Source organism: Microbacterium azadirachtae, from assembly GCF_000956505.1.
Taxonomy (GTDB): Bacteria; Actinomycetota; Actinomycetes; order Actinomycetales; family Microbacteriaceae; genus Microbacterium; species Microbacterium azadirachtae_A.
Window position 1 is genome coordinate 1 of the sequence record NZ_JYIX01000030.1, and the last position, 23,678, is coordinate 23,678.

The 23,678-nt window shown below is 70.4% G+C and carries 25 protein-coding genes; 18 read left to right on the plus strand and 7 right to left on the minus strand.

The annotated features are described in order from the left end of the window. Positions 1-154 precede the first annotated feature (154 nt). Genes RS86_RS05640 through RS86_RS05670 form a run of 7 tightly spaced genes read left to right on the plus strand, consistent with a single transcriptional unit; the run spans position 155 to position 6,537 of the window. On the plus strand, positions 155-1,120 hold the full coding sequence (locus tag RS86_RS05640; RefSeq protein WP_045271362.1) for an AAA family ATPase: 966 nt from the start codon (positions 155-157) through the stop codon (positions 1,118-1,120). A gap of 32 nt (positions 1,121-1,152) precedes the next feature. Further along, positions 1,153-2,055 (plus strand): DUF58 domain-containing protein, encoded by a 903-nt coding sequence (locus RS86_RS05645; protein ID WP_045271257.1) that lies wholly within the window; start codon positions 1,153-1,155, stop codon positions 2,053-2,055. After that, a complete protein-coding gene (locus RS86_RS05650) occupies positions 2,039-2,527 on the plus strand; it encodes a hypothetical protein (RefSeq protein ID WP_045271258.1) in 489 nt (162 codons plus the stop codon). The genes RS86_RS05645 and RS86_RS05650 overlap by 17 nt, the downstream gene beginning before the upstream one ends. Then, positions 2,518-3,504, plus strand: coding sequence for a vWA domain-containing protein (locus tag RS86_RS05655; RefSeq protein WP_235281633.1), 987 nt, complete (start codon positions 2,518-2,520; stop codon positions 3,502-3,504). Before RS86_RS05650 ends, RS86_RS05655 begins: the two co-directional genes overlap by 10 nt. Then, complete coding sequence (locus tag RS86_RS05660; RefSeq protein ID WP_045271259.1) at positions 3,501-4,583, plus strand: vWA domain-containing protein; 1,083 nt, start codon at positions 3,501-3,503, stop codon at positions 4,581-4,583. The genes RS86_RS05655 and RS86_RS05660 overlap by 4 nt, the downstream gene beginning before the upstream one ends. Then, a complete protein-coding gene (locus tag RS86_RS05665) occupies positions 4,580-5,380 on the plus strand; it encodes a hypothetical protein (protein WP_045271260.1) in 801 nt (266 codons plus the stop codon). Before RS86_RS05660 ends, RS86_RS05665 begins: the two co-directional genes overlap by 4 nt. Next, positions 5,374-6,537, plus strand: a complete 1,164-nt coding sequence (locus RS86_RS05670; protein WP_045271261.1) for a hypothetical protein — start codon at positions 5,374-5,376, stop codon at positions 6,535-6,537. Before RS86_RS05665 ends, RS86_RS05670 begins: the two co-directional genes overlap by 7 nt. A gap of 15 nt (positions 6,538-6,552) precedes the next feature. On the opposite strand, the gene RS86_RS20315 is transcribed toward RS86_RS05670, so the two are convergent. The 6 genes from RS86_RS20315 to RS86_RS05700 form a co-directional block, all read right to left on the minus strand. Next, positions 6,553-7,233 (minus strand): response regulator transcription factor, encoded by a 681-nt coding sequence (locus RS86_RS20315; protein ID WP_152642093.1) that lies wholly within the window; start codon positions 7,231-7,233, stop codon positions 6,553-6,555. Positions 7,234-7,406: 173 nt separating this feature from the next. Further along, the gene (locus RS86_RS20320) at positions 7,407-8,054 is read right to left on the minus strand and encodes a hypothetical protein (protein WP_045271262.1); all 648 of its coding nucleotides are present in this window, start codon (positions 8,052-8,054) and stop codon (positions 7,407-7,409) included. A 34-nt stretch (positions 8,055-8,088) separates the two neighbouring features. Further along, positions 8,089-9,582: a hypothetical protein gene (locus tag RS86_RS05685; RefSeq protein WP_045271263.1), complete on the minus strand. Its 1,494-nt coding sequence runs from the start codon at positions 9,580-9,582 to the stop codon at positions 8,089-8,091. Between the two features lie 10 nt (positions 9,583-9,592). Next, a complete protein-coding gene (locus tag RS86_RS05690; RefSeq protein WP_045271264.1) occupies positions 9,593-9,886 on the minus strand; it encodes a hypothetical protein in 294 nt (97 codons plus the stop codon). Between the two features lie 25 nt (positions 9,887-9,911). After that, the gene (locus tag RS86_RS05695; protein WP_045271265.1) at positions 9,912-10,670 is read right to left on the minus strand and encodes an ABC transporter ATP-binding protein; all 759 of its coding nucleotides are present in this window, start codon (positions 10,668-10,670) and stop codon (positions 9,912-9,914) included. Positions 10,671-10,692: 22 nt separating this feature from the next. After that, complete coding sequence (locus tag RS86_RS05700) at positions 10,693-10,953, minus strand: hypothetical protein (protein WP_045271266.1); 261 nt, start codon at positions 10,951-10,953, stop codon at positions 10,693-10,695. Between the two features lie 242 nt (positions 10,954-11,195). On the opposite strand from RS86_RS05700, the gene RS86_RS05705 reads away from it, so the two are divergent. The 5 genes from RS86_RS05705 to RS86_RS05725 all read left to right on the plus strand — a co-directional run bounded on the left by RS86_RS05705 (position 11,196) and on the right by RS86_RS05725 (position 14,887). Then, positions 11,196-11,954 carry a Pr6Pr family membrane protein gene (locus RS86_RS05705; protein ID WP_200892753.1) on the plus strand — a complete coding sequence of 253 codons (759 nt, stop codon included), beginning with the start codon at positions 11,196-11,198 and terminating at the stop codon, positions 11,952-11,954. Positions 11,955-12,012: 58 nt separating this feature from the next. Continuing rightward, on the plus strand, positions 12,013-12,243 hold the full coding sequence (locus tag RS86_RS05710) for an AbrB/MazE/SpoVT family DNA-binding domain-containing protein (protein WP_235281634.1): 231 nt from the start codon (positions 12,013-12,015) through the stop codon (positions 12,241-12,243). Further along, positions 12,227-12,643 carry a PIN domain-containing protein gene (locus tag RS86_RS05715; protein WP_045271267.1) on the plus strand — a complete coding sequence of 139 codons (417 nt, stop codon included), beginning with the start codon at positions 12,227-12,229 and terminating at the stop codon, positions 12,641-12,643. Before RS86_RS05710 ends, RS86_RS05715 begins: the two co-directional genes overlap by 17 nt. A gap of 72 nt (positions 12,644-12,715) precedes the next feature. Beyond that, positions 12,716-14,164, plus strand: coding sequence for an argininosuccinate synthase (gene argG, locus RS86_RS05720; RefSeq protein ID WP_045271268.1), 1,449 nt, complete (start codon positions 12,716-12,718; stop codon positions 14,162-14,164). 90 nt (positions 14,165-14,254) lie between these two features. Continuing rightward, positions 14,255-14,887, plus strand: coding sequence for a SatD family protein (locus RS86_RS05725; protein ID WP_045271269.1), 633 nt, complete (start codon positions 14,255-14,257; stop codon positions 14,885-14,887). Between the two features lie 10 nt (positions 14,888-14,897). Here the strand turns inward: RS86_RS05725 and RS86_RS05730 are convergent, their stop codons facing one another. After that, positions 14,898-15,773, minus strand: a complete 876-nt coding sequence (locus RS86_RS05730; protein WP_045271270.1) for a helix-turn-helix domain-containing protein — start codon at positions 15,771-15,773, stop codon at positions 14,898-14,900. A gap of 152 nt (positions 15,774-15,925) precedes the next feature. On the opposite strand from RS86_RS05730, the gene RS86_RS05735 reads away from it, so the two are divergent. The 6 genes from RS86_RS05735 (at position 15,926) to RS86_RS05760 (ending at position 23,641) form a co-directional block, all read left to right on the plus strand. After that, positions 15,926-16,732 carry an MBL fold metallo-hydrolase gene (locus RS86_RS05735; RefSeq protein ID WP_045271271.1) on the plus strand — a complete coding sequence of 269 codons (807 nt, stop codon included), beginning with the start codon at positions 15,926-15,928 and terminating at the stop codon, positions 16,730-16,732. Continuing rightward, positions 16,723-17,127, plus strand: coding sequence for a nuclear transport factor 2 family protein (locus tag RS86_RS05740; protein ID WP_045271272.1), 405 nt, complete (start codon positions 16,723-16,725; stop codon positions 17,125-17,127). The genes RS86_RS05735 and RS86_RS05740 overlap by 10 nt, the downstream gene beginning before the upstream one ends. A gap of 107 nt (positions 17,128-17,234) precedes the next feature. Next, positions 17,235-17,903: a TetR/AcrR family transcriptional regulator gene (locus tag RS86_RS05745; protein ID WP_045271273.1), complete on the plus strand. Its 669-nt coding sequence runs from the start codon at positions 17,235-17,237 to the stop codon at positions 17,901-17,903. Further along, positions 17,900-18,808 carry a hypothetical protein gene (locus RS86_RS20750; RefSeq protein WP_200892754.1) on the plus strand — a complete coding sequence of 303 codons (909 nt, stop codon included), beginning with the start codon at positions 17,900-17,902 and terminating at the stop codon, positions 18,806-18,808. The genes RS86_RS05745 and RS86_RS20750 overlap by 4 nt, the downstream gene beginning before the upstream one ends. After that, positions 18,805-20,700: a YhgE/Pip domain-containing protein gene (locus RS86_RS05755; protein WP_045271274.1), complete on the plus strand. Its 1,896-nt coding sequence runs from the start codon at positions 18,805-18,807 to the stop codon at positions 20,698-20,700. The genes RS86_RS20750 and RS86_RS05755 overlap by 4 nt, the downstream gene beginning before the upstream one ends. A 220-nt stretch (positions 20,701-20,920) precedes the next feature. Further along, positions 20,921-23,641, plus strand: a complete 2,721-nt coding sequence (locus RS86_RS05760; protein WP_045271275.1) for a penicillin acylase family protein — start codon at positions 20,921-20,923, stop codon at positions 23,639-23,641. The last annotated feature ends 37 nt before the right edge of the window (positions 23,642-23,678 follow it).

Here is a 23,678-nt window from a genome sequence, read left to right on the forward strand (position 1 = left end):
GATCGCGCCCGCGCCGCCGATGCCGCCCGCGCCGAGCATTCACCGCGAGCAGCCCATCGCGCCGCCGCCTGCGGCGAGCGCTCCGCCCGTAGCGCCGGCGGTCCCGGAAGCATCCGCGCCGGCCGACGCCAAGCCCGCGCCGACCGAGGCGGAGATGGCGCGCGCCCGCCAGATCCTCGACACCGTGTCGACGGCGTACTCCGCCCGCATGGTCGGGCAGGAGCGCCTGCGCACCAGCCTGCTGCTCGCGCTCATGGCCGGCGGGCACATCCTGCTGGAGTCGGTGCCGGGTCTCGCGAAGACCACGGCTGCGAGCACCCTCGCCGACACGGTCAAGGCCGACTTCAAGCGCATCCAGTGCACGCCCGACCTGCTGCCGAGCGACATCACCGGCACGCAGATCTACGACGCGGCGAGCGGCACGTTCCGCACCGTGCTGGGCCCCGTGCACGCCAACTTCGTGCTGCTCGACGAGATCAACCGCTCGAGCGCCAAGACCCAGTCCGCGATGCTCGAGGCGATGCAGGAGCGGCAGACGACGATCGGCGGCGAGATCCACCGGGTGCCGCGCCCCTTCCTCGTGATCGCGACGCAGAACCCGATCGAGCAGGAGGGTACGTACGAGCTGCCCGAGGCGCAGATGGACCGCTTCCTGCTCAAGGAGATCGTCGAGTATCCGAGCCCGGCCGACGAACTCGAGGTGCTCGCGCGCATCGACTCCGGCGCACTGGATCCCGATCGGCACGCCACCACGACGATCTCGCTCGCCGACGTCGAACAGCTGCAGGACATCTCCTCGCGCGTCTACGTCGACCCCGCGATCCGCAATTACATCGTCTCCCTCGTCTACGTCACGCGAAACCCGGTGCCGTACATCGGCGAGACGCTCGGCGGCTACATCAAGTACGGATCCAGCCCGCGCGGATCCATCGCTTTTCTGGCGGCCTCGCGCGCGCTTGCGCTGCTCGCCGGGCGCTCGTACGTGATCCCCGAGGACGTGCGGAACCTCCGCCACCTGGTGCTCCGCCACCGCGTGCTGCTGACGTTCGAGGCCGAGGCCGAGAACGTCCGCAGCGAAGACGTCATCGACGCCGTGTTCGGCGCCGTGCCGACCCCCTGACCCCTCGACAGGTTCAGGGACCGGAGGACACCATGGCCAGCCTGCTGACGCCGGTGAAGGGCAAGCTCTTCATCGACTCGACGCGCAAGTCGACGCACGCGCTCGACGGCGCGTACGCGTCGCTGCTGCGCGGGCACAGCCTCGACTTCGACGACCTGCGCGCCTACGAGTACGGCGACCAGATCCGCGACATCGACTGGAAGGCGACGGCCCGGCTCGGCTCCCCCGTGGTGCGACGCTCGCTCGCGACCCGCATGCACACGGTGCTGTTCGCGGTCGACACCGGTCTCGCGATGACCGCGCTCGCGCACGACGAGAAGCCGAAGAAGGATCTCGCGATTCTCTCCGTCGGCGTGCTGGGACTGCTGGCGCTGCGGCACGGCGACGACTTCTGCCTGGTCAGCGGTGATTCCGCCGGCGTCCGCAGGCGTGAGATCGGCCGCAGCGAGGCAGCCCTGGAGCACACCCTGCGCACGATCGACCGCGCGGTCGACGCCGCCTCCGCCCCGAGCGACCGCGACGCGCTGCTGTCGTACATCGCGCGCACGATCGCTCGGCGGATGATCGTCATCGTGATCACCGACGACGCCCCCGTCACCGACGAGACCGAGCGGCTGCTGCGGCGGCTGCGCGTGCAGCACGACGTGCTGTGGATCACGCTGCGCGACGCCGAACCCGTGCTGGAATCCCGGCCCTCCGGCGCCGGGGCGAAAGCCCGCCGCGACGTCGCCACGCGCTGGGCGGTCCCCGAATTCCTGCAGGGCGACCCGGAGCTCGCCGCCGAGCTGCACGCGGCGGACGCGGCGGACGTCGCGCACACCGAGGCGCTGCTGCGGCGGTTGGAGATCACCCACGTCCCCCTCGCCGAGCAGGACGAGGCGGTCGGCGCGCTCCTGCGGATGCTGGATGCGAGGTCGCATGTCCGGCACGGATGAGCTGTACCCGCCTGCGCAGTACGGCTGGGGCTGGATCCTGCTCGCGATCGGGGTGCTGGCCCTGATCGCCGGACTCGCCTGGCTCGTCGTCATGCTGACCCGGCCCCGCCGTGCGATCGCCTTCGCCGCACCGGCCTTTGTACCGGGTCCCCCCACCGACGTCGCGACGGTGCTTCGCGAGGAGTACCTCGGCACGATCGCGCAGATCGAGGCGGACTACCGCGCCGGCCTTACCGACGCCCGCCGCGCCAACCTCGACCTCAGCCGCGTGGTGCGCGGCTTCGTGAACGAGTACAGCGGCATCGAGGCGCCCGTGCTCGCGCTCGACGACCTCGTGCGCATGGGCGTGCACCCCTCCCTCATCGACGCGATCGGCCGCAACTACTACCCGAGCATCTTCCGGCGTGCCGCCCCGGTCGACCCGCTCGTCGGCGCCGACGCCGCGCGGACGGTGGTGACCACGTGGTACTAGCCAGCATCTGGATCCTCCTCGCCGTCGTCGGCGCCGTGCTTCTCGCGATCGCGCTCGGAGTGCTGCTCGGCCTGCGCCGCCGGGGCTCCGGATCCGCGACGAGCGGCGCGCCGATCGCGCGCGCCGAGCGGATCCGATCGCTGCCGGCGTTCCAGCGCGCGGTGCGCCGGCGCCAGGCGGCACTCGCGGGCGTCGTCGCCCTCGGCGTGCTCGCGGCCGTGCTGGGCGGCGTGGTGGCGGCGCGTCCGATCGCGCAGAAGACGATCCAGCCGGTGTCCACGAATCGCGACATCATGCTGTGCCTGGACGTCTCCGGATCCATGACCGACGTCGACAAGGAGATCGTCTCGATCTTCGACAAGCTCGCCGACGGCTTCAAGGGCGAGCGCGTCGGGCTCACGATCTTCAACAGCTCCGCGGTGCAGGTCTTCCCCCTCACCGACGACTACGCCTTCATCCAGGAGCACCTGAGCAGCCTCATGAAGGGCCTCGACTACTCGACCGACATCCCGGAGCAGTGGGTCGGCACGATGAACGGGGTCGGCGCCTCGCTCATCGGCGACGGCCTCGCCTCGTGCGCCCTGCGCTTCGATCATGCCGACGAGCAGCGCGCCCGCTCGATCATCCTCGCAACGGACAACGAGCTGAACGGATCCCCGATCGTCACGCTGCAGGAGGCCGCAGACTACGCGGCGTCGAAGAAGATCCGGCTCTACACGATCAACCCGGTCGACGGCATCGACCAGCCCGACAGCAAGACCCTCGCCGATGCGGCCGCGGCGACGGGCGGCAAGGCCTACGCGCTGCGGGAGACGACGACGGTCGGCGACATCATCGCCCAGGTGCAGAAGCAGGAGGCGACCCAGCTCAAGGGGCAGGCCACCGTCATCTGGGCCGATGTGCCGCAGCTCTGGATCGCGGCGCTCATCGTCGTCGCACTCGGCTTCGTCGTCCTGCTGTGGAGGGTGCGCCTGTGATCCTCCAGCCCGTCCTCGCACCGCTCCTGGTGATCCTGATCGTGCTGCCCGTGCTGGGCGCCGCGGTCTGGATGCTCGTGGGCGCTGCGCGCCGCGGCCCATCCGCAGGATCCTCCGGCGCCGGACCCGTGATCTGGGCGCTGCGCGTCGTGCTCGTGCTCGCGTGCGGTGTGCTGCTGCTGCGCCCCGGCGTGCCGGGAGGGCACGTGCGCACCCTCGCCTCCGCGACCGACGTGGTGATCGCGATCGACACCACCGCGAGCATGGTCGCCGAGGATTGGAACGCAGGCGCCTCGACGAAGGGCGGAACCGCCGATCAGCGCATGGCCGGTGTCCGCGAGGACGTGCGCCGCATCGCCGAGACCTACCCCGGGGCCCGGTTCGCGCTCATCACGTTCGACGCGAACGCAGTGCTGCGGCTCCCGCTGACCACCGATACGGGCGCGCTCGTCTCGGCCGTCGAGGTGCTGCAGCCCGAGGTGACCCGGCAGTCCAAGGGCAGCTCGATCGGCATCGCGAACGCGCTGCTCACGCAGACCCTGCAGAACGCGCAGAAGGCTTCGCCGGACCGGGCGCGGATGGTGTTCTACCTGGGCGACGGCGAGCAGACGGTCTCCACCGAGCCGGAGCCGTTCGACAGCGCGAAGAAGCTGATCTCCGGGGGCGGGGTGCTCGGCTACGGCACCGATGAGGGCGGCCCGATGCGCGAGACGACCGGTGCGGTCGGCCCTTCGACAGGCTCGGGGACCGGTTCCGCAGGCGCCGGGCAGTACATCCAGTACCAGGGCTCCGACGCCCTCAGCCGCATCGACGAGAAGAACCTGCAGCGGATCGCGGCAGAGCTCGGCGTGACCTATGAGCACCGCACGACCGACGCGAAGATCACGCTGCCGCCCGCCCCGAAATCGACCACGGCGTATCGCGAGGACGATCCGCTCACCCAGCCCACGGATCTGAGCTGGATCGTGGCGCTCGTGATCGTCGCGCTGCTGTGCGCAGAGATCGCCCGCGCGACGATGCTGATCGTGCGGATGCGCGGGCTCTCGGTGCGGCCGACCTCTTCGGGAGGTGACGTATGACGGTCATCGACAACCCCCGCCTCGGGCCGTTGAGCGAGGACGCCGCCGCCGCGCACGCGCTGCTCGCCGCGAACCGGCGCCGCCGCGTCGTGCGCCGGTGGATCGCGTGGGGCTCGCTGCCGCTGCTGCTCGTCGCCGCGCTCTTCGTCGGCAAGGTCGTGAGCCTGTACGCCTTCGCCTACCAGTCGATCGTCTCGTACGTCGCGGGCGACTACACCGGATCCGTGAGCGCTGCCGAGGGCCTGAATCCGGCGAACTGGTTCGAGCCGTACAAGGCTCCGTTCGACCAGGGCGTGGGCCTCGCCGAGTCCGGAAAGCTCGCGGCCGGGCAGAAGAAGTTCGAGGAGTCGCTGAAGCTCGCGCACGGGCTCGAGGTCTGCGCCGTGCGATTCAACCTGGCCCTGGTGCTCGAGCGCGAGGGCGATGCGGCCGCCGACGCGCAGCAGCACGCCACCGCGCTCGAGTTCTACGCGCAGGCGCTGCAGGTGAATGCGGACCGGCCGAAGGAGTGCGACAGCGCCCAGGCGCAGGAGCAGTCTCCGGATCCGCAGCGCGACATGAGCCAGTCGAACAAGGACCAGCAGGACCGGCTGCAGCAGAAGCAGCAGGACCAGCAACAGCAGCAGCAGAACCCCGATCCGCAGCAGCAGGATCCGCAGAACCCGCAGCCGAAGCCCGATCAGGGCAAGCTGGACGAGCTGCAGCAGAAGTTGCAGCAGGGGGAGCGGGACCGCCAGCAGAACCAGCAGAGCGACCAGGGAGACGGCGGCAGCAGCGGGACGGACAAGCCATGGTAGAGCGCAACGATCCGCCCCGGTACGTGTCGGATTCCGCCGGCGCCCCTCCCGTCCCGCCGCCCGGCGGCTACCGCGGTGCGCGCCGCGCCCTGCTAGGAACGGCGGTCCCGCTCGCGCCCTCGGTCGCCCCGGCGGGGCCGTCGAGCGCCCTTCGACAGGCTCAGGGACCGGCCGCGGACGACCGAGACGAAACGCGGCGACCTGGCGAACCCACCCCGCTCCCGACCAGGAAGAGCCCGCTCGGCTGGATCGCCCTGTGCGCCGCGATCGGGTTCGCGGTGCTCATGGTGATCCTGCTCGCGATCGGCGCCGCCGACGCGTTCTTCGGGGCGACCATGCTCGTGCTGCAGCTCGTGGTGCTGGGCCTCGCGATCGCCGCGCTGGCGACGAAGGCCGGGCGCGTGCTGGGCGCCGTCGCGCTCACGATCGCGCTCGTCCTGAACGTCGGGACGATGGGAGCCCTGAGCGCGATCCGCGTCGCCGCGACCGGATCCTACGACGGGCACAAGACCGACAAGCAGAAGCTCTGGGAGGCCTACCCGGGGATCAAGGACCAGGATCCGAGCCGGTATCTGCACCAGCAGTCCCTCGAGCAGCTGCAGCTGCTGGCCGACGAGACCATGGCGGATGTGCGAGCTCGACTGACCGCCGCCTACGGCCTGCAGTGGGTGAAGTCCGCCGACGCGCAGGAGCGTCCGGAGCGCAACGGCTACGGCGGCGAGTCGATGCTGGTGCGGTTCACCTCCGGCACCTGGGCGACGACGACGCCGGTGACGGGGTACGCGCACAAGCTCGAGGTCATGCAGACCATCGAGTCGGTCATCACGCAGCACGGCTGGCGGGGCATGGTCGCGTTCAACGACCCTGGCAGCGGCGTGGATCCCGCGATGATCTCGAAGATGTACGGAGGCGCCACCCCGGAATCCCAGGTGGACTGGGAGTGGTTCAGCGACGCCCAGCCGGATCCCGGCTGGTTCTACGCCGACATCACCGACCTCGCGAACGACACGACCGGCGAGTACCGCACCTCGCGGGAGCAGACCGCGCAGCGCACGGGCGAACCGCTCGAGGGCCTGCGGCTCACGGTCGTCGGGCGCTACCTGCTGAGCGAGAAGAAGGTCGACGACTTCACCAAGGCGCTGACCCGCTACCCCTGAACCTGAGACGACGTCTCAGCGAGGGGCTTCGGATCCCTCGGCGCCGCCGCCGGGATCCGCGGGCGTGACGTGCAGCCGGCCGATCGCCCGCAGCACCACCTGGAGCCGGTCGCGCACGCTCCACTTGACCATGACCCGGCCGAGGTGGGTCTTCACCGTCCCCTCGGAGACGTGCAGCGCCGCCGCGATCTCACGGTTGGTCATCCCCGTGCTCAGCAGCCGGACGATGTCGCGCTCGCGAGGTGCGAGCGATTCCGCGTCCTGCAGGTGCGCGGCTGCCCGGTCGACCGGGCAGCGGGCGACGTGTGCCACGAGCAGATCCATCATTCCCCGGGAGACGAAGATGCGTCCGCCCGCGACCTCGGTGACGGCGGTGACGAATTCGTCGGCATCGGCGTCGCGCCCGACGATCCCACGGACGCCGGCATCGAGCAGGGCGGGAACGACGTCGAAGCTCTCACTCGTCGTGAGGACGATGACCGGGGCCTTCCGCCCTCCCGACGTGAACGCGGCGATCGGGCCGGGATCGAGCGGCCCCGCGCCGGAGAGGTCGTAGACGACTGCGGAGGGTCGATCCGGGTTCCCTGCGGTGACGTCCTCGAACGACTTCGCCGCCGAGACGTCGAACACGCCCTTCTCGCACAGGAGCGTCGAGAGCGCTGCGGCGAGCAGGGTGTCCGCCGACACGATCGTCACGCACGGCGCCGCCATCGGCCCCTCCGAGAGCGCGCCCGCAACGGTCCCCCCTTGTTTCTGGACACCGGTCACTAATACCCCCTCGACTACTGTAGCGTGTGCCGTCTGATATATTGCGGGTCTCCTGTCCCCTCTTCGGGGGACAACCGGATCCGTGGCCGAACGGCCCGCTCTCACGTCGCGTTCAGGACGTCGCGGCGCGCGAGTTCCCGCAGGGCCGCACCGTCTCCGACCGGGATGACGAGTCCGACGACGTGCCCGAGCGCGACGAGGGTCGTGAGGATCACCAGCGCCGGGGCCTGGGCGAAGAGGAACCACAGGGGCAGCGCGGCGACGACCGGGGCCAAGGATCCCGCGACGATGACGGCGGCGTCGCGCGCCCTCGCGCCGGCCAGGCGGACGAGCCGGCAGGATGCCCCTCGCACCACCAGGACCGCGGGCGCCCGCCGGCCGATCAGGATCCGGTACGCGAGGACGTGCCCGAGCTCGTGCACGAGCACCGAACCGAGCAGCACGAGCCCCATGATCGACACGGCGGCCAGCCCCAGATACCCGGTCGCGATGCCGATCACGAGAGCGCCGCCGAGGGCTCCGAGGAGCAGGCCCATCCCCGCCCCGAAGTGCCGCAGACTCGCGAGAGCCGCCGCGACGATGCCCGCAGGAAGACCTTTCGCCCCCGTCGTGAACCATGGCGGCATCCGCCACGACCGCGTGCCGACGGAGACGAGCAGCTCGTCGCTGCACAGCCCGGAGGACGCAGCCTCGGGTGAGGACGCCTCCACGCGCAGCCCGAGCTCCGGGCACTCCAGACGCCCGTCCACGAGGAGGACTCCCGGACGGCGGACCCGGCGGATCCTATGCACGACCGGGCTCGCGGGAGGCATGGCGTGCGGCGACCACGGCGAACAGCCCGGCGAAGACGATCGCGACCGCCACGAACAGCAGTCGGTCGGTCCCCGGCGCCGCACTCCTGGTGGCCCAGCCGATCGCCAGCGTCGAGGACATGTAGAGCAGTGCCAGCAGGAACCCGCCCACCGTGGCCGAGAGCGGCTGATCCTCACTGTAGGGAACGACAGCGCCGCAGAGCAGCGCCGTCACGAGCCCGAGCAGGCAGCGCAGCAGCACATCGGGCAGCTGTGCGACAGGGATCAGCCCGATCGCCAGGACCGCGATCAGCACCGGCAGGGCGAGGAAGGATCCCGCGATCGCCGCGGCGAGCGCCTTCGGCCACCGCCACGGCGCGCCGGACCCCGCGGCGAGGGTCGGCACCCAGTGCACCGCCATGGTCCGGCCCACGGATTGCACGGCCAGCACGAAGGGCAGCACCGGAAGGGCACCGGCCAGCGCGGGCACGATCAGCATGGCCGCCGGCACCTGCCGGAGGGCGGCGACCGCGGCCACGCCCAGCGGAAGCAGCAGAGCCGTGACGAGGAACTGCGGATTCCGGACGGCGACGAGGAGTTCGACCCACAGCCGACCGAACCACGGGTTTCTCGCGAGCGGGCGGGATCCGCGCAGCAGGGGCGCACCCGCGCGCGTTCCCTCGGGGCTGCGCTGACGGGAGCCGACCCAGAGCACGAGTGCGGCGAGCAGCATCCAGCCGGAAGCCACGGCCGCGGATCCGGCATCGAACGAGACCGCCGCTCGGGCGAAGATCCGTGAGGGCAGGAGCTCGCCCGGGGACCATCCCGCGGCGCCGGTGGACGGCGGCGCGAGGATGTCCGGCGCGGTCGCGCCGAGCACCGCGGCGATCGAGAGCACGCCCGCGAACGTCGAGGCGTAGGTTGCGGGCAGCCGAACCCCCGCGCGACCCGCGGTCTGCAGCAGCGAGAACAGCCCGACCGTCAGCAGGAGCACGGCCATCAGGAGAAGTGCGTAGGCGAAGAGCCCGAGCACGATCCCGCCCGCGCCGGGACTCGTGCGCACGATCACCACGACCGAGGTGCTGGTGAGGGCCGCGCTGTACAGCAGGCCGGCGCCGAGCACCGGCGCGAGCTGGCCGATCCTGGCCTCTGCACGGCTGACGGGGAGCAGATCCAGGAGGTTCTGCAGCGCCGTGCGCGCGGGCGCCGACACGCACAGCACCACGGCCACCAGCCCCGCGGTCAGCGCGGCCGCGGCGAAGGATGTGCGCACCAGGGAGGACCGGAGTTCCTCAGGCACCTCCGCCGTCAACTGCTGCCCGGCGACCACGGCGAGCGCGAGCCCGAACAGGGCGGCGACGACACCGCCGAGCGCCGCCCCGATCCGCACCGCGCGCGTGGTGGTCCCGAGGAGTCTCGCGACCTCCCTCGTCCACAGCACGAGCGAGGCTGCGCCGACCGCGGCGATGCGGCGGAGGCCGTTCATCCGGCCGCCGTCACTCGGCGACGCGGGCTCGACGCGGGCGATGCCCGACGAGCATTCGCACGATGACGTACACGACCGCGATGGCGGCGCCCGCGACGATCATCCCGACGGCATCCGGCACGAAGTTCAGAGCCACGGCGCCGTTCTCGGTCGACCTCCAGATGCGGATGATCCCGGGGATCACGACGTCCCTGTTGGTGAAGAACGCCATCACCAGGGCGCCGACGAGGGCGAAGAAGACGGTGCACACGCCGATGGTGCCGCCGGCGAGACAGTGCAGGAGGAATCGGATACCCATGGTCATGGGGGCCTCTCGTTCGAAATGGATGTCAGGTGAAGATCGTGGCGATCCGCTCGGCCCGTCGTTCGGCGTCGTCCCGGCGGCCGGTGACGTGCAGGAAGAGGTCCTCGAGCGAGTGGCAGGCTGGCGCGTCCGCGATCAGGCGGGCGGGCGATCCGCTCGCGACGATCCGACCGCGATCGATGATGGTGACCTCGTCGCAGTCCCGTTCCGCGCGGATCATGTCGTGTGTGGCGACGAGCACGGCGCGTCCCCCTCGCGCGTAGGCGAGGAGGAGGCGCCGCACCGCCGCGGCCGCGTCGGGATCGAGACCGCGGAACGGCTCGTCGAGCAGGAGCAGGGAGGGCTCGTGCATGACGGCCGCGATGAGCTGCAGCTTGCGCTGCATCCCATGGGAGTACTCCGCGACCGCGGACGGGAGATCGGCGTCGATCCCCAGCGCCTCGGCGAGCGCGAGGGCACGTCCCTCGTCGTCCCTGCCGCGCATCGCATCGTGGAAGCGGAGGTACTCGCGCCCGGTCAGCACGCCGGGGAGCGGAAGATCGTCCGGCGCGAACCCCAGTTCGCGCCGGCTCCTCTTGTCGCCGACATCGACCCCGGCGATGCGGACGCTTCCCCGGCTGGGCGACACGAGGCCGGCGACGATGTGGAGGGCGGTGGTCTTGCCGGAGCCGTTCGGGCCGAGCACACCGTGGATGCGCCCCGACGGCAGCGTGAACGACACGTCGTGGAGCACGGTCTTCGCCCCATAGCTCTTCGTGAGCGCCTGCGCGCTCAGCACCACCATCCCCATCGTCTGCACCGTCGCCCTAGGAGTGGCAGTACATCTTCCAGGTGCCGCCCCTCTCCCAGGCGGGCATGTCCACGGCCGGCCAGCCGCCCTGGCTCCGGCAGTAGATGAACCACGCGGTGAAGAGCCCGAGGGCGATCACCACGGCGATGGCAATCGCGATGATCCACCAGAAGCCGTCCTGACGGACCGTCAGCGAATCGCTGATCCGCTCCCGGCCCCTCTCGATCGCGCTGGCCAGGTTGTTCTGCATCGACACGGTCGCAGCTGTCAAAGACATGCGGCCTCCTTCTCTCGTACGTGCTCGGATCCCTGACCGGTCGGATCCGATCCGGGAGTGCTCCGATGCTAGGAAGGGGCGCGATGCGGGCGCGTCTGCCTTTCGTCTCGACCTGGCGCACCGTTCGCCCACGTCCTGCGCGACCACCATCCAGGCCCCACCGGCCCTCTGGGGCCGGGCGGACGCGCCGACCGTCTCCGCACGCTCTTCTGCTGGGGCGGGCGCGCCGATATCTTCGAGGAATGCACACGTCTCTGCCGGAGCAGACCCTGACCCGCCCCGCCCGTTTCGCGATCGGCACGAGGACGTGGTCGATCGTGCGCCTCGTCGGAGCGCTCGCGATCCTCGCCGCGGTCGCGCATCAGCTCATCGTGACCCTGGGCATCGCACTGCAGGCGACCACCCCGTACGGCTCGCACGTACCCACGGTCGTCGCGAACTTCCTCAGCTTCTTCACGGTCGAGTCGAACGTGCTGTCGGCCGTTGCCCTGATCCTCGCCGCGATCTGGGGGCTGCGCATCGCCCCCTCCGCGACGGGATCTGGGGACGACGCGGTCGAGCCGCGCGGGCTGGCGATCCTGCTCGCCTGCACCTCGACCTACATGATCGTCACGGGCATCGTCTACAACACGCTGCTGCGCGGCATCGAGCTGCCGCAGGGCTCCACGGTGGCGTGGGCGAACGAGATGATGCACGTCGTCGGTCCGCTCATCCTGCTCGCGGACGTGCTGCTCGCGCCTCGCCGGCGCTGCCTCGGCTGGGGAGTGATGGGCGCCATCGCCGCATTCCCGATCGTCTGGGCCGTGTACACGCTGATCCGCGCGAACCTCGTGATCAGCCCTCGCACGGGCGAGACCGGCTGGTACCCCTACCCGTTCCTGGATCCCCGACTCGTCCCCGGCGAGTACCTCGGCGTCGCCGGCTACATCGTCGGGATCGCCGTTGCGATCCTCGTCGTGGGCGCGGGTGTGATCTGGGTCTCCCGCAAGCGCGGGAGCTGAGTGCAGCCGCACGGACCGGATCAGGATTCCCCCGCCATTCCAATGGTATTCTGATGGCATGAAGGCGACCATGGACAAGGCGGGACGGATCGTGATCCCTGCCGCGCTGCGCGAGCGGCTCGGCATGGTTCCCGGCCCCGTGGACTTGATCATCGACGGAGGGGGCATCCGGATCGAGATCGAGACTCATGACAACGTCATCGAGAAGGACGGCCGACTCGTCATCACGGGCGGACCCGCTCTGACGGCCGACGACATCAGAGAACTCCGCCTTGCCGACCAGCGCTGACCTCCTCCTCGACACCAGCGCCGCACTCGCCGTGCTTCGCGACGCGAGCCCCACACATGACACGGTCTTCGCACTCACTCAGGGGATGAGACTGGGCCTGTCGGGCCATGCCCTGTTCGAGACCTTTTCGGTACTGACCCGCCTTCCCGGAGACAATCGACTCAGCGCCCCATACGCCTCGCAAGTGATCGCTCGAGAGTTTCCCGCCTCCGTGGCGCTTCCTGCGGGCGAAGCCTTGGACGCGCTCGCGCTGTTCAGCGACGGCGGCATCGCCGGCGGGGCCGTTTATGACGGCCTGGTCGGTCTCGCCGCCAAGGCCGCAGGAATCACTCTCCTCTCCTGCGACCGCCGGGCAGTGCCGACCTACGCCGCCCTTGGCGTGGACGTGCGCCTGATCTGAGCGGATCCAGGCTGTCAAAGCCGACCTCCACCCCGTCGAAACCCGCGAAACGCCGCCGATAGACTGGATCCCATGTCCAAGGTCCTCCAGTCCCTGCCCGTCGGCGAGCGCGTCGGCATCGCCTTCTCGGGAGGTCTCGACACCTCCGTGGCCGTCGCGTGGATGCGCGACAAGGGTGCTGTGCCCTACACCTATACCGGCGACCTCGGTCAGCCCGACGAGGACGACATCGCGTCGATCCCCGGGCGCGCGCTCGAGTACGGTGCCGAGGACTCGCGCCTCATCGACTGCAAGACCGCGCTCGTCGAGGAGGGCTTCGTCGCCCTGTCCTGCGGCGCGTTCCACATCCGCTCTGGCGGCAAGACCTACTTCAACACGACGCCGATCGGCCGCGCCGTCACGGGCACGCTGCTGGTGCGCGCCATGAAGGAGGACGGCGTCGACATCTGGGGCGACGGCTCCACCTACAAGGGCAACGACATCGAGCGGTTCTACCGCTACGGCCTGCTGGCCAACCCGCGCCTGCGGATCTACAAGCCCTGGCTCGACGCCGACTTCGTCACCGAGCTCGGCGGCCGCCAGGAGATGAGCGAGTGGCTCGTCGCCCACGGCTTCCCCTACCGCGACTCCGCCGAGAAGGCGTACTCGACCGACGCCAACATCTGGGGCGCCACGCACGAGGCGAAGACCCTCGAGCACCTGGACGTGTCGCTCGAGACGGTCGATCCGATCATGGGCGTGAAGTACTGGGATCCCTCCGTCGCGATCGAGTCCGAGGACGTCACGGTGACCTTCGCCGGCGGTCGCCCCGTCGCGCTCAATGGCGTGGAGTTCACGGATCCGGTGGAGCTCGTCTTCGAGGCGAACCGCATCGGCGGCCGGCACGGCCTGGGCATGAGCGACCAGATCGAGAACCGGATCATCGAGGCGAAGTCGCGCGGCATCTACGAGGCCCCCGGCATGGCGCTGCTCTTCATCGCCTACGAGCGCCTCGTCAACGGCATCCTCAACGAGGACACTCTCGCGACCTACCACGAGCAGGGCCGGCGCCTGGGGCGCCTCATGTACGAGGGCCGCTGGCTCGAGCCGCAGTCGCTCATGCTGCGCGAGTCCATCCAGCGCTGGGTCGGATCCACGATCTCGGGCACCGTCACGATCCGCCTGCGCCGCGGCGACGACTGGACGATCCTCGACACCGTCTCCCCCAACCTCTCGTACGGCCCGGAGAAGCTGTCCATGGAGCGCGTCGGCGACGCCGCATTCGGTCCGGTCGACCGGATCGGCCAGCTCACGATGCGCAACCTCGACATCGCCGACTCCCGTGCGCGCCTCGAGCAGTACGCGGGCTTGGGCCTCGTCGGCGGTGCGACGGGCGAGCTCGTCGGCCGCGTGACGGCGGGCGAGTCCGGCGAGATCGCGGCCGCGGTCGAGGGTACGACCCTCGCCGACACCGAGGAGGCCCTGGCCGACGCGGTGGACGCGGCGAGCGAGGGCGCCGCGTTCGACTCCGGTACGGACTGAGCGCGGAGGGCGCATCAGCCCTCGCCGAATGGATCCGAAAGAGAAGCAAAAAGCTTATCTTTACCAAAAATCAGTGATAAGCTTTTGCCCATGATCGCCGTGATCCTCGATATCGTCGGCTCCCGCAGCCTCGACGACCGCTCGGACGCCCAGCACGCACTCGATGACGCGATCGCGCGCGTCGAGGCCGACAGGCCTCTCGCCGCAAGCCCGCTCCGACCCACCGTGGGAGACGAGCAGCAGGGCCTCTACCCCACGCTCGACAGTGCGCTCGCAGCGCTGACCCTGCTACGGCTCGCGCTGCCGGAGGGGATCGACTGCCGCTTCGGCGTGGGCATCGGCCCCGTCGAGGAGATACCCACTGCCACGGGAGGCCTGCCGGAGGGGCCGGGCTGGTGGGCGGCGCGGGCTGCGATCGAGCACACGCACGCCCTCCAGCGCCGCACCGTGCCCGGCGCGCGCACCTGGGTGATCGCACACGAGGCCGAGCCCGAGGCGACGCACCTCCTCGCCCGCCAGGCCAACATCGCGCTGCTGACCCGCGACCAGCTCATCACCGACATGAGCCCCCGCACCCGGCGGCTCACCTACGGCCGCCACCTGGGTGTCATGCAGCGCGAGCTCGCCGCCGCGGAGGGCGTCACCCAGCCCGCGGTCTCGCAGGCACTCGCCTCATCCGGGGCGGGCGCCGTGCTCGAGGGCCTCCGGCTGCTCCTGACCTGAGCCGCCCGCCTCAGGAACCGCGTGTCTCTTCGCGTTCGCCATCCCGGAACGCTCCTGGCGTGGTTCCGGTGCGGTGGCGGAAGTACTTCGAGAAGTTCGCGGCATCGTCGAAGCCGAGCCGTGCGGCGATCGCGGCGACCGCAATCTGTTCATGAGCCAGGAGGCGTTTCGCCTCGAGGATCACGCGACGGTCGATGAGACCCTTCGCGCTGGTTCCCGCGTGCGCCCGCGCGAGCCGGTTGAGCGTGCGCTCCGAATAGCCGAGGCGCCGCGCATACCAGGCCGTCGTGCGATGCTCCGCGAAGCCGCGCTCGACCTCGTCGAAGAACCAGTGGAACGCCTCGGGCGGCTCCGCCTCCGGCACGGCGCGAGTCGTGGTCGTACCGGCGAGGGCGAGCAACGCCGCTGCGAGCGTGTGCCTCGCGGCGTGGGTCAGCGCCTGCGGGGCGATCGCCGGGGTGCCAGGAGGTTCCGTCGCGAGGGCGGTGAGACCTGCGAGCAGGACGGCGAACGCCCCGCCCCCGGTCGTCGCGCCCGGCCAGTGGTTCTGGGAGAACCCGCCGAGGGATCGGAGCAGCGCGACGGTCTCCGGGGGGAGGGCGATGGGGCTGAACATGACGACGGCCCCTTCGAGCAGACGCATGTCCCCCCAGAGCTGCACCTGCCCGAGATGCACCCAGAGGACGTCGCCGGCGGAGAGCGCGTATCGGGCGAAATCGACTTCGTGCGTGCTTTCGCCTCGGTCGATCGCGAGCAGCAGTTCGAAATCGGGTCGTTGCAGGGCGGCGAACTCGGCAAGCCCCGCACGGGTACGGATCCGGTCGATCGTGGTCACCTCGATCGACGAGCGCTGCGCATCCGCAGGGCTGTATGGGATCCGCCTCACCCCCGATGTCCGAAATTCACCACGTTCTGTCCCGGTTGGACCGTGTTCTCCGCCCACCATGAGCATAGTTTTACACCAACGAGGGTGACAGGTCCCAGACATTCACCGTCACCCGTCCTCCACTCGAAGAGAAAGTTCCGCAGAGAAACGACATGACCGAGCTCACCATCACCGTCCTGGACGCACCGGCGTCGTCCCTGCACAAGACGAGCGTGCTCGTCACCGGAGAGGCCGAGGCGGTACTCGTCGACGCGGGGTTCACTCGCGCCGATGGGCACCGGATCACCGCGGCGATCCTCGACGCCGGCAAGACTCTGACCACCGTTCTCGTGACCGGCGGCGATCCCGACTTCTACTTCGGCGCCGAGGTCATCGCTGACGCGTTCCCCGAGGCCCGGTTCCTCGCTCCGAGCGACGTGATCGAGCACATCCGGCACAGCTACGAGGGCAAGCTGCAGGCCTGGGCGCACCTGGGTGCGAACCTGCCCACCCGGCTCGTCGAGCTGACCGCGTTCGACGGCGGCGAGATCGCCATCGACGATCGCAGCATCGAGCTGCGCAGCGCCGGCGACGACCTCGGCGATCGCCGCTGGTTCGTCTACGACGCCGCGCAGCGCGCGATCTTCGGCGGGATCCTGCTGTTCGAAGGCCTGCACGTGTGGACCGCCGACACCGGAACCTCCGAAGCCCGCAGCCTCTGGCTCCGTGCGCTCGACGCGTTCGAGTCGCTGGATCCGACCTTCGTCGTCGCCGGTCACCGCGTCGCGGATGCGCCGACCGACCGCACCGCGATCGAGTACACCCGCGCGTACCTGAAGCGCTTCGAGGACGTCATCGCCGCGTCCGTCGACGCGGCAGCAGCCGAGCAGACACTGCTCTCCGAGTACCCCGAAGCCGGGTTGCAGATCGCCGCGTCGCTCGGCACCAAGGTCGCGAAGGGAGAGATGTCATGGGGCTGAACGAGTCGACCGAACCCGCGGACGTCGTCCGCAGGCAGTACCTCGCGTCGGCCGCGGGTGATCTCGCGGCCCTGCGGGCGACGCTTGCTCCCGACGTGGAGTGGACCGAGATGGCGGGCTTCCCGCTCGCCGGTACCTACCGCACTCCGCAAGGCGTCACCGCGAATGTGATGGAGGTGCTGGGACGGGACTGGACGGGCTGGACCGCGCACGACGACACCTACGTCGTCGACGGAGAGAACGTCGTCGTGCTGGCCCGCTACACGGCCCGCAACGACGCGACCGGCAAGGACCTGAACGTGCGGGTGGCTCACCACTTCGTGGTGCGGGGCGGACTGATCGTGCGCTTCGAGCAGTTCGTCGACACCGCCCTCGTCCGCGACGCGATGGGCTGAGCCTCAGCCGTCTCCCGCGTGGAGGGCGTCTCGTCGCTCTCCACGCCGCATCCGCCACACTCAGCTAACTTGCACACTCGTGTGCAGGTTAGGCGTACACTGGTCCGGTGACAGACACCCCCGCACCCCGCCGCCAGCGCAGGGACGCCGCCGAGAACCGGGCCGGCATCCTCGCCGCGGCCTCGCAGACCCTGGCCGTGGATCCGCACGCCTCCGTCGACCAGATCGCCCGCGCCGCCGGACTCAGCCGCCGCGCCCTGTATGGCCACTTCGACGACCGCACCGCGCTCGTGCACGCCCTCATCTCCGCCGGCGCCGCGCGCTTCAACGCCGTCGCACAGCGGGTGGACGACGCCGACAGCCGCATCGCGCTCGCGCGCCTCACCGCAGACCTCTGGCGCGAGGCGGCGCACGTGCAGGTGGCCGCGGCGATCGCGCTCGACGAGGCGCACGTCGAGGAGACCGCCGCAGCCCTCGCACCCCTGCGACGCGTGCTCGCGGCGCTCGTCCGCCGCGGCCAGGAGGATGACGAACTCCGCCAGGACATGGCCGCACCGACTCTCGCCCGCCTCATCGAGGAGAGCGCCCGCACGGTCGTCACCCGCACCGACGCCTCCTCCCCCGTCGCGGGGGACATCGCCGTGCGCGCCGTGCTCAGCATCGCGGGGCTCGGCTGGCGCGAGATCGACACGTTGATCGGCGCGCACCCCGAACTCTCAGCGGCCGGTACGCCGGATACGCTTGCCACGATTCCCGCCGAGGAGGGCCGCGCATGAGGATCGCCGTGCACGACGTCAACAAGGGCAAGAAGGGCCACGCGCTGCCCACCACATCGCTCGAGATCGAGACGGGCCACGCCCGGTTCGTGCTCGCCGAGACCGAACTGCGGCCCACCGTGCTGGGCCTCATCGCCACCGGCCGCATGCGCCCCGATACGGGCGAGGTCACGATCGATGGCACGCGCAACGACCGCGACCTGCGCCGCCGCATGGCGCTCGTCGACGCGCCGGAGGTCAGCGACCCGCACCCGGGCGTGACGCTCGCCGCGGTCGTGGGCGAGGAGCTCATGTTCGCCGGCCTCCCCGCGACCCCGCTGCACGCCCGGCGCTGGCTCGAGCAGATCGGGTTCGCCGAGCTCGCCGCGCAGCCGATCGGAACGATCAAGCCGTCCGTGCGCGTACGCGTCATGGCCGAGCTCGCGGTGCTGCGCGACGACGTGGAGGGGTTCGTGCTGGTCTCCCCCGACCGGCACGGCGGGCGCCCGGAGGGCTGGTGGCGCATCGCCACGGAGTTCGCCGAACGCGGCTTCGCGGTGCTCGTGATCGTCGGCGGATCCGCGGCCGCGGTCATCGAGCGGCTCCCGGAGGCGCTCCAGACCAGCTACCCGTCCAACGCCACGGTGCCGGTGCGCCCCCTCGCCGACGTGACCGGATCCACCACCGTGAGGGACGCGGATCCGGTCCCCGAACCGGAGCCGGCCCCTGAGCTGGAGCCGGTTCTTGAGCCGGAGCCGGAAGAGCACCGCGTTTCGTCTCAGGCGCCTGCGGCGTCTTCGCTCAACGACCACGAGGAAGACGATCCGGTCGCTGAGCCGGATCCGGTCGCTGAGCCTGTCGAAGCGCCCGCCCCCGAAGACACCGACACCGAAGACACCGAGACCGAGAACGGAGCCGCGCGATGAAGATCCCCGCGATGATCGGCGCCGAACTGCGCCGCCTGACCGCGAGCCCCATGGCCGTGATCGCCCTGATCGCCCTCATGGCCGTGCCGATCCTGTACGGCGGGCTCTACCTGTGGGCGAACCAGGATCCCTACGGCAAATTCAACGAGGTGCCCGTCGGTCTCGTCGTCGAGGACACCGGTGCGACCTCGAACGGCACGACGACGAACTACGGCGAGAAGGTCGCCGACAACCTCGTCGAGGGCAAGGCGTTCGACTGGAACCGGATGAGCGCGGGCGCCGCGCGTTCCGCACTCAAGAACGGCGACGTCGACTTCACGGTGACGATCCCGAAGACGTTCTCCGAGGCGCTGCTGTCCGCCTCGGGCACGACCCCGAAGCAGGCGAGGATCGAGCTCGAGACCAACGACGCGAACAACTACCTCGCGTCGTCGATCGGATCCGGCGCGGTCGAGAAGATCCGCAGATCCGTCGCCGAGATGGTCGGTCAGGAGGCCGCGGACAAGCTGCTCACCGGGCTCAGCGACGTCCGCGGCAAGCTCGGGGAGGCGGCCGATGGCGCGTCCCAGCTGTACGACGGCGCGAACACCGCCGTCTCGGGCAGCGGCCAACTCGCCGACGGCACGTCCCAGTTGGCCGACGGCGCCTCGCAGCTCGCCGGTGGCACCGCGCAGATCGCGGACGGCTCGCAGCAGCTCGCCGCCGGCGCGGCGACCCTCGCGAACGGCGCCCAGCAGGTGAGCGCCGGCAACCAGCAGATCGCGCAGTACGCGAATGAGGCCGGGTCCCTCGTGCAGCAGGCGACGAACGCGCTCCCGCAGGCCCGCAGCGACATCGCCGCCGCGCTCGCGGACCGCGGCATGTCGCAGGCCGACATCGACGCGGTCCTGGCGGAGCTGGATCCGCTCGGTGACAAGCTGCGCAGCGGCAACGACACCGTGCAGGGCGCGGTCGGCAAGATCGACCAGCTCGCCGACGGCAGCGCTCAGGTCGCGTCCGGCAGCGCCACGCTCGCCGACAAGTCGCAGCAGCTCGCGGACGGCGCGCAGACCGCCGCGACGGGGGCCGCGGCCCTGAGCACCGGTGCGGCCACCGCCCGCGACGGCGCCAAGAGCCTGCACGACGGCCTCGGAACGCTCAGCACGGGCATCGGCACGCTGCGCGACGGCCTGAAGTCCGGCGTCGACGCGATCCCCTCGTCCACCCCCGAGCTGCGCGAGCAGCAGGCGAAGACGATCGCGAACCCGGTCGACGTGTCCAGCGACAAGGTCGCCGCCGCCAAGGACTACGGTCAGGGCCTCGCGCCGTTCTTCGCGGCGCTGGCCGGGTGGATCGGCATCTACGCGCTGTTCCTCATCATCAAGCCGATCTCCCGCCGCGCGGTCACGGCGCTGCACTCGCCGATCCGGATCACCCTCGCCGGCTGGCTCACCCCCGCGGCGTTCGGCGCCGTGCAGATGGTGGGCCTGCTCGGCGTGCTCGCCTGGGCGCTCGGGTTCACGTTCCAGAACGGGTGGGGTGCGCTCGGCATCATGGTGCTCGCCTCGGCCACTTATGCCGCGATCATCCTCGCGCTGAACGTCTGGCTGGGATCCGTGGGGCAGTTCGTGGGTCTCGTGCTCATGGTGCTGCAGCTCGTGACCGCGGGCGGAACGTTCCCGTGGCAGACCCTGCCGGCGCCGCTCGCCGCGCTGCATCACGTACTGCCGATGGGTTACGTGGTCGACGCGATGCGACAGCTCATGTACGGCGGCCAGGTGGGCAGGGCGCTGACCGACCTCGCCGTGCTGGGGATCTGGATGGTCGGCTCGCTGCTGATCGCGATGATCGGCGTGACGAGGATGACGCACAAGCGCACCCTGCGCGACCTGCAGCCCAGCCTGATCGGCTGACGCGCGGCGCGCCTCTTTCCGAGTCGTCCCCGTCAGCGGAGCCTATGGCGTGCGCTGACGGGGACGACTCGGCAAGTAGGGGAGCTACAGGGGGGCGCGGGCGGCGGTGCACGAGCCCGGCGGCTGCGGCCGCGCTGCGCGCTAGGATGCGAGGACGTCTCGCGGTGCTGCGACCCGATCCTTCCGACCGTGAGACTCCGTCTCACCCGAAGGAGCAGCGATGTCGTCAGCCGCACCCGCCGTCAAGCCCCGGCGCCGCGCCGGGCGGATCATCGGCCGTGTCGCGTTCGGCGTGATTGCGGGGATCGTGGTCCTCGCCACGGCGGCCGCCCTGTTCCTGGTGTGGACCGTGCAGCGCTCCTTCCCGCAGGCCTCAGGAGAGCTCGCGCTCAAGGGGCTGCAGGCGCAGGTGACGGTCCAGCGCGACGACCGCGGGATCCCGACGGTCACCGCCGACAACAGCCATGACCTGTTCTTCGCTCAGGGCTTCGTGCACGCCCAGGACCGGTTCTGGGAGATGGACTTCCGCCGGCACGTGACGAGCGGCAGGGTCGCCGAACTGTTCGGATCCTCCCAGGTCGCCACCGACGAGTTCCTGCGCACGCTGGACTGGCACGGCATCGCCGAGAAGGAGGTCGCGGCGATGGATCCGGCCACCCGCGGCTACTACGAGGCCTACTCCGAAGGCGTGAACGCCTACCTCGCCGACCACAAGGGTGCCGAGGCATCGTTCGAGTATGCCGTGGTCGGCATGAACAACCCCGGCTACACGATCGAGCCGTGGACGCCGGCCGACTCCGTCGCATGGCTCAAGGCGATGGCCTGGGATCTGCGCGGCAACATCGAGGACGAGACGACGCGCGCGCTGCTCGCCCCCACCGTCGACGCCTCCACCATGAACGAGATCTACCCGGCGTACCCGTTCGACCAGCACCCCGTGATCGTGCCGACGATCACCCCCGTGGAGCAGGTCGGAAGCGATGCGGCGAGCGCGACGGACGCGACGGGCTCCGACGCGGCTCCGACGGGGAACGCACCCGCACCCGGCTCGACGCCGAGCGCTGCGCCGGCGGCCTCGCCTATGCCGAGCACCTCCGCGACGGCGAGCGCCCCGGGGTCGGTGCGCTGGACGACCGCCGGCAGCACCCTGGAGGCCGTGCAGACGCTGCTCGGCGATCCGGGCGAGGGGATCGGATCCAACTCCTGGGTGGTCTCTGGGTCCCGCACGGCGAGCGGGAAGCCGCTGCTCGCGAACGACCCGCACCTGGGCGCGGCGCTGCCCTCGGTCTGGTACCAGATGCAGCTGCGCTGCCGCACGGTGAGCGCCGCCTGCCCGTTCGACGTGAGCGGGTTCTCGTTCTCCGGGCTGCCGAGCATCGTGATCGGGCACAACGCCGACATCGCCTGGGGCTTCACGAACCTCACCACCGACGTGACCGACCTGTACGTCGAGAAGATCGATGGCGACGCGTACTGGCGGGACGGCGTGCGCGTCCCGCTGCAGTCCCGCACGGAGACGGTCAAGGTCGCCGGCGGGGACGACATCACCCTCACGATCCGCTCGACCGTGCACGGGCCGATCGTGTCGGGTCTCACCGATGACTTCACCGCCCTCGCGAAGACCCCGATCGTGGGTCGCGCCGACGCGGGTTCGCCCGGCGGTGAGGCCGGCGTCGCGCCCGATGCCACCGTCGACGCCCTTCCCGGTCAGTACGCCGTGAGCCTGCGCTGGACGGCGCTGGATCCCGGCACCACCTCGACCGCCATCTTCGCGATGAACACGGCGAAGGACTTCGCCGACTTCCGGCACGCGGCATCCCTGTTCGACGTCCCGGCGCAGAACCTCATCTACGCCGACCAGAAGGGCAACATCGGCTACCAGACGCCCGGCCGTCTGCCGATCCGCGGCGCCGGCAACGGCTACTTCCCGCAGGCGGGCTGGACGAGCACCTCCGACTGGACCGGATACATCCCCTTCGAGAAGCTCCCCGTCTCCTACAACCCGGACGAGGGCTACATCGTGACCGCGAACAACGCGATCGTCCCGGACAGCTATCCGTACTTCCTCTCCAAGGACTGGGACTACGGCTACCGTGCCGCCCGGATCGCCGAGCTCATCGAGCGCACCGCGAAGCAGCATGCGCTCACCGCTCAGGACATGCGCAACATCCAGTTCGACCAGCAGAGCTGGATCGGCAAGCAGCTCGCCGCCGAGATGCAGGAGCTCCCGCCCTCGAAGGACGCCGGCGTGCGCTCGGCCGTGGGACTCCTCAAGTCCTGGGACGCGCAGGCCTCGACCGATTCCCCCGCCGCGGCCTACGCGAATGTGCTCTGGCAGCACCTCGCGCTGAACCTGTTCGCGAACCGCGAGCATCCGCTGCCGATGGACGGGCAGGGACGCCTGTTCACGATCGTGGGCCCCATGCTCGAGAACCCGGACGACCCGCTGTGGACCAACGCGAAGATCGGCGTCACGGGCCGGGACGAGATGCTGGCGCTGTCGGCGAAGCAGGCCTACGACGAGCTCGCGAAGGCGCAGGGGTCGGATCCGAGTCGGTGGAGCTGGGGCGATCTGCACGCGATCACGCTCACCCACCAGACGCTCGGCAAGAGCGGCATCGCGCCGATCGAGTGGCTGTTCAACCGCGGGCCGTATCCGGTCGGCGGCGGATCCTCACTCGTCGATGCCACCGGCTGGACGCTCGGCGGCTCCTACGCGACGACCACGGTGCCGTCGATGCGGATGGTGGTCGACCTCTCCGACTTCGACGCCTCCACCTGGAACCACCTCAGCGGAGCGAGCGGCCACGCCTTCAGCCCGCACTACACGGACCAGACCGAGAACTGGTCGAAGGGCCTGCAGTCCCCCTGGCCGTTCTCGCAGAAAGCCGTCACCGCCGCCACGGTCGACACCCTGATGCTGAAACCCCCCACGAGTTGACCACCTCTTTCCGGGTCGTCCCCGTCAGCGGAGCCTA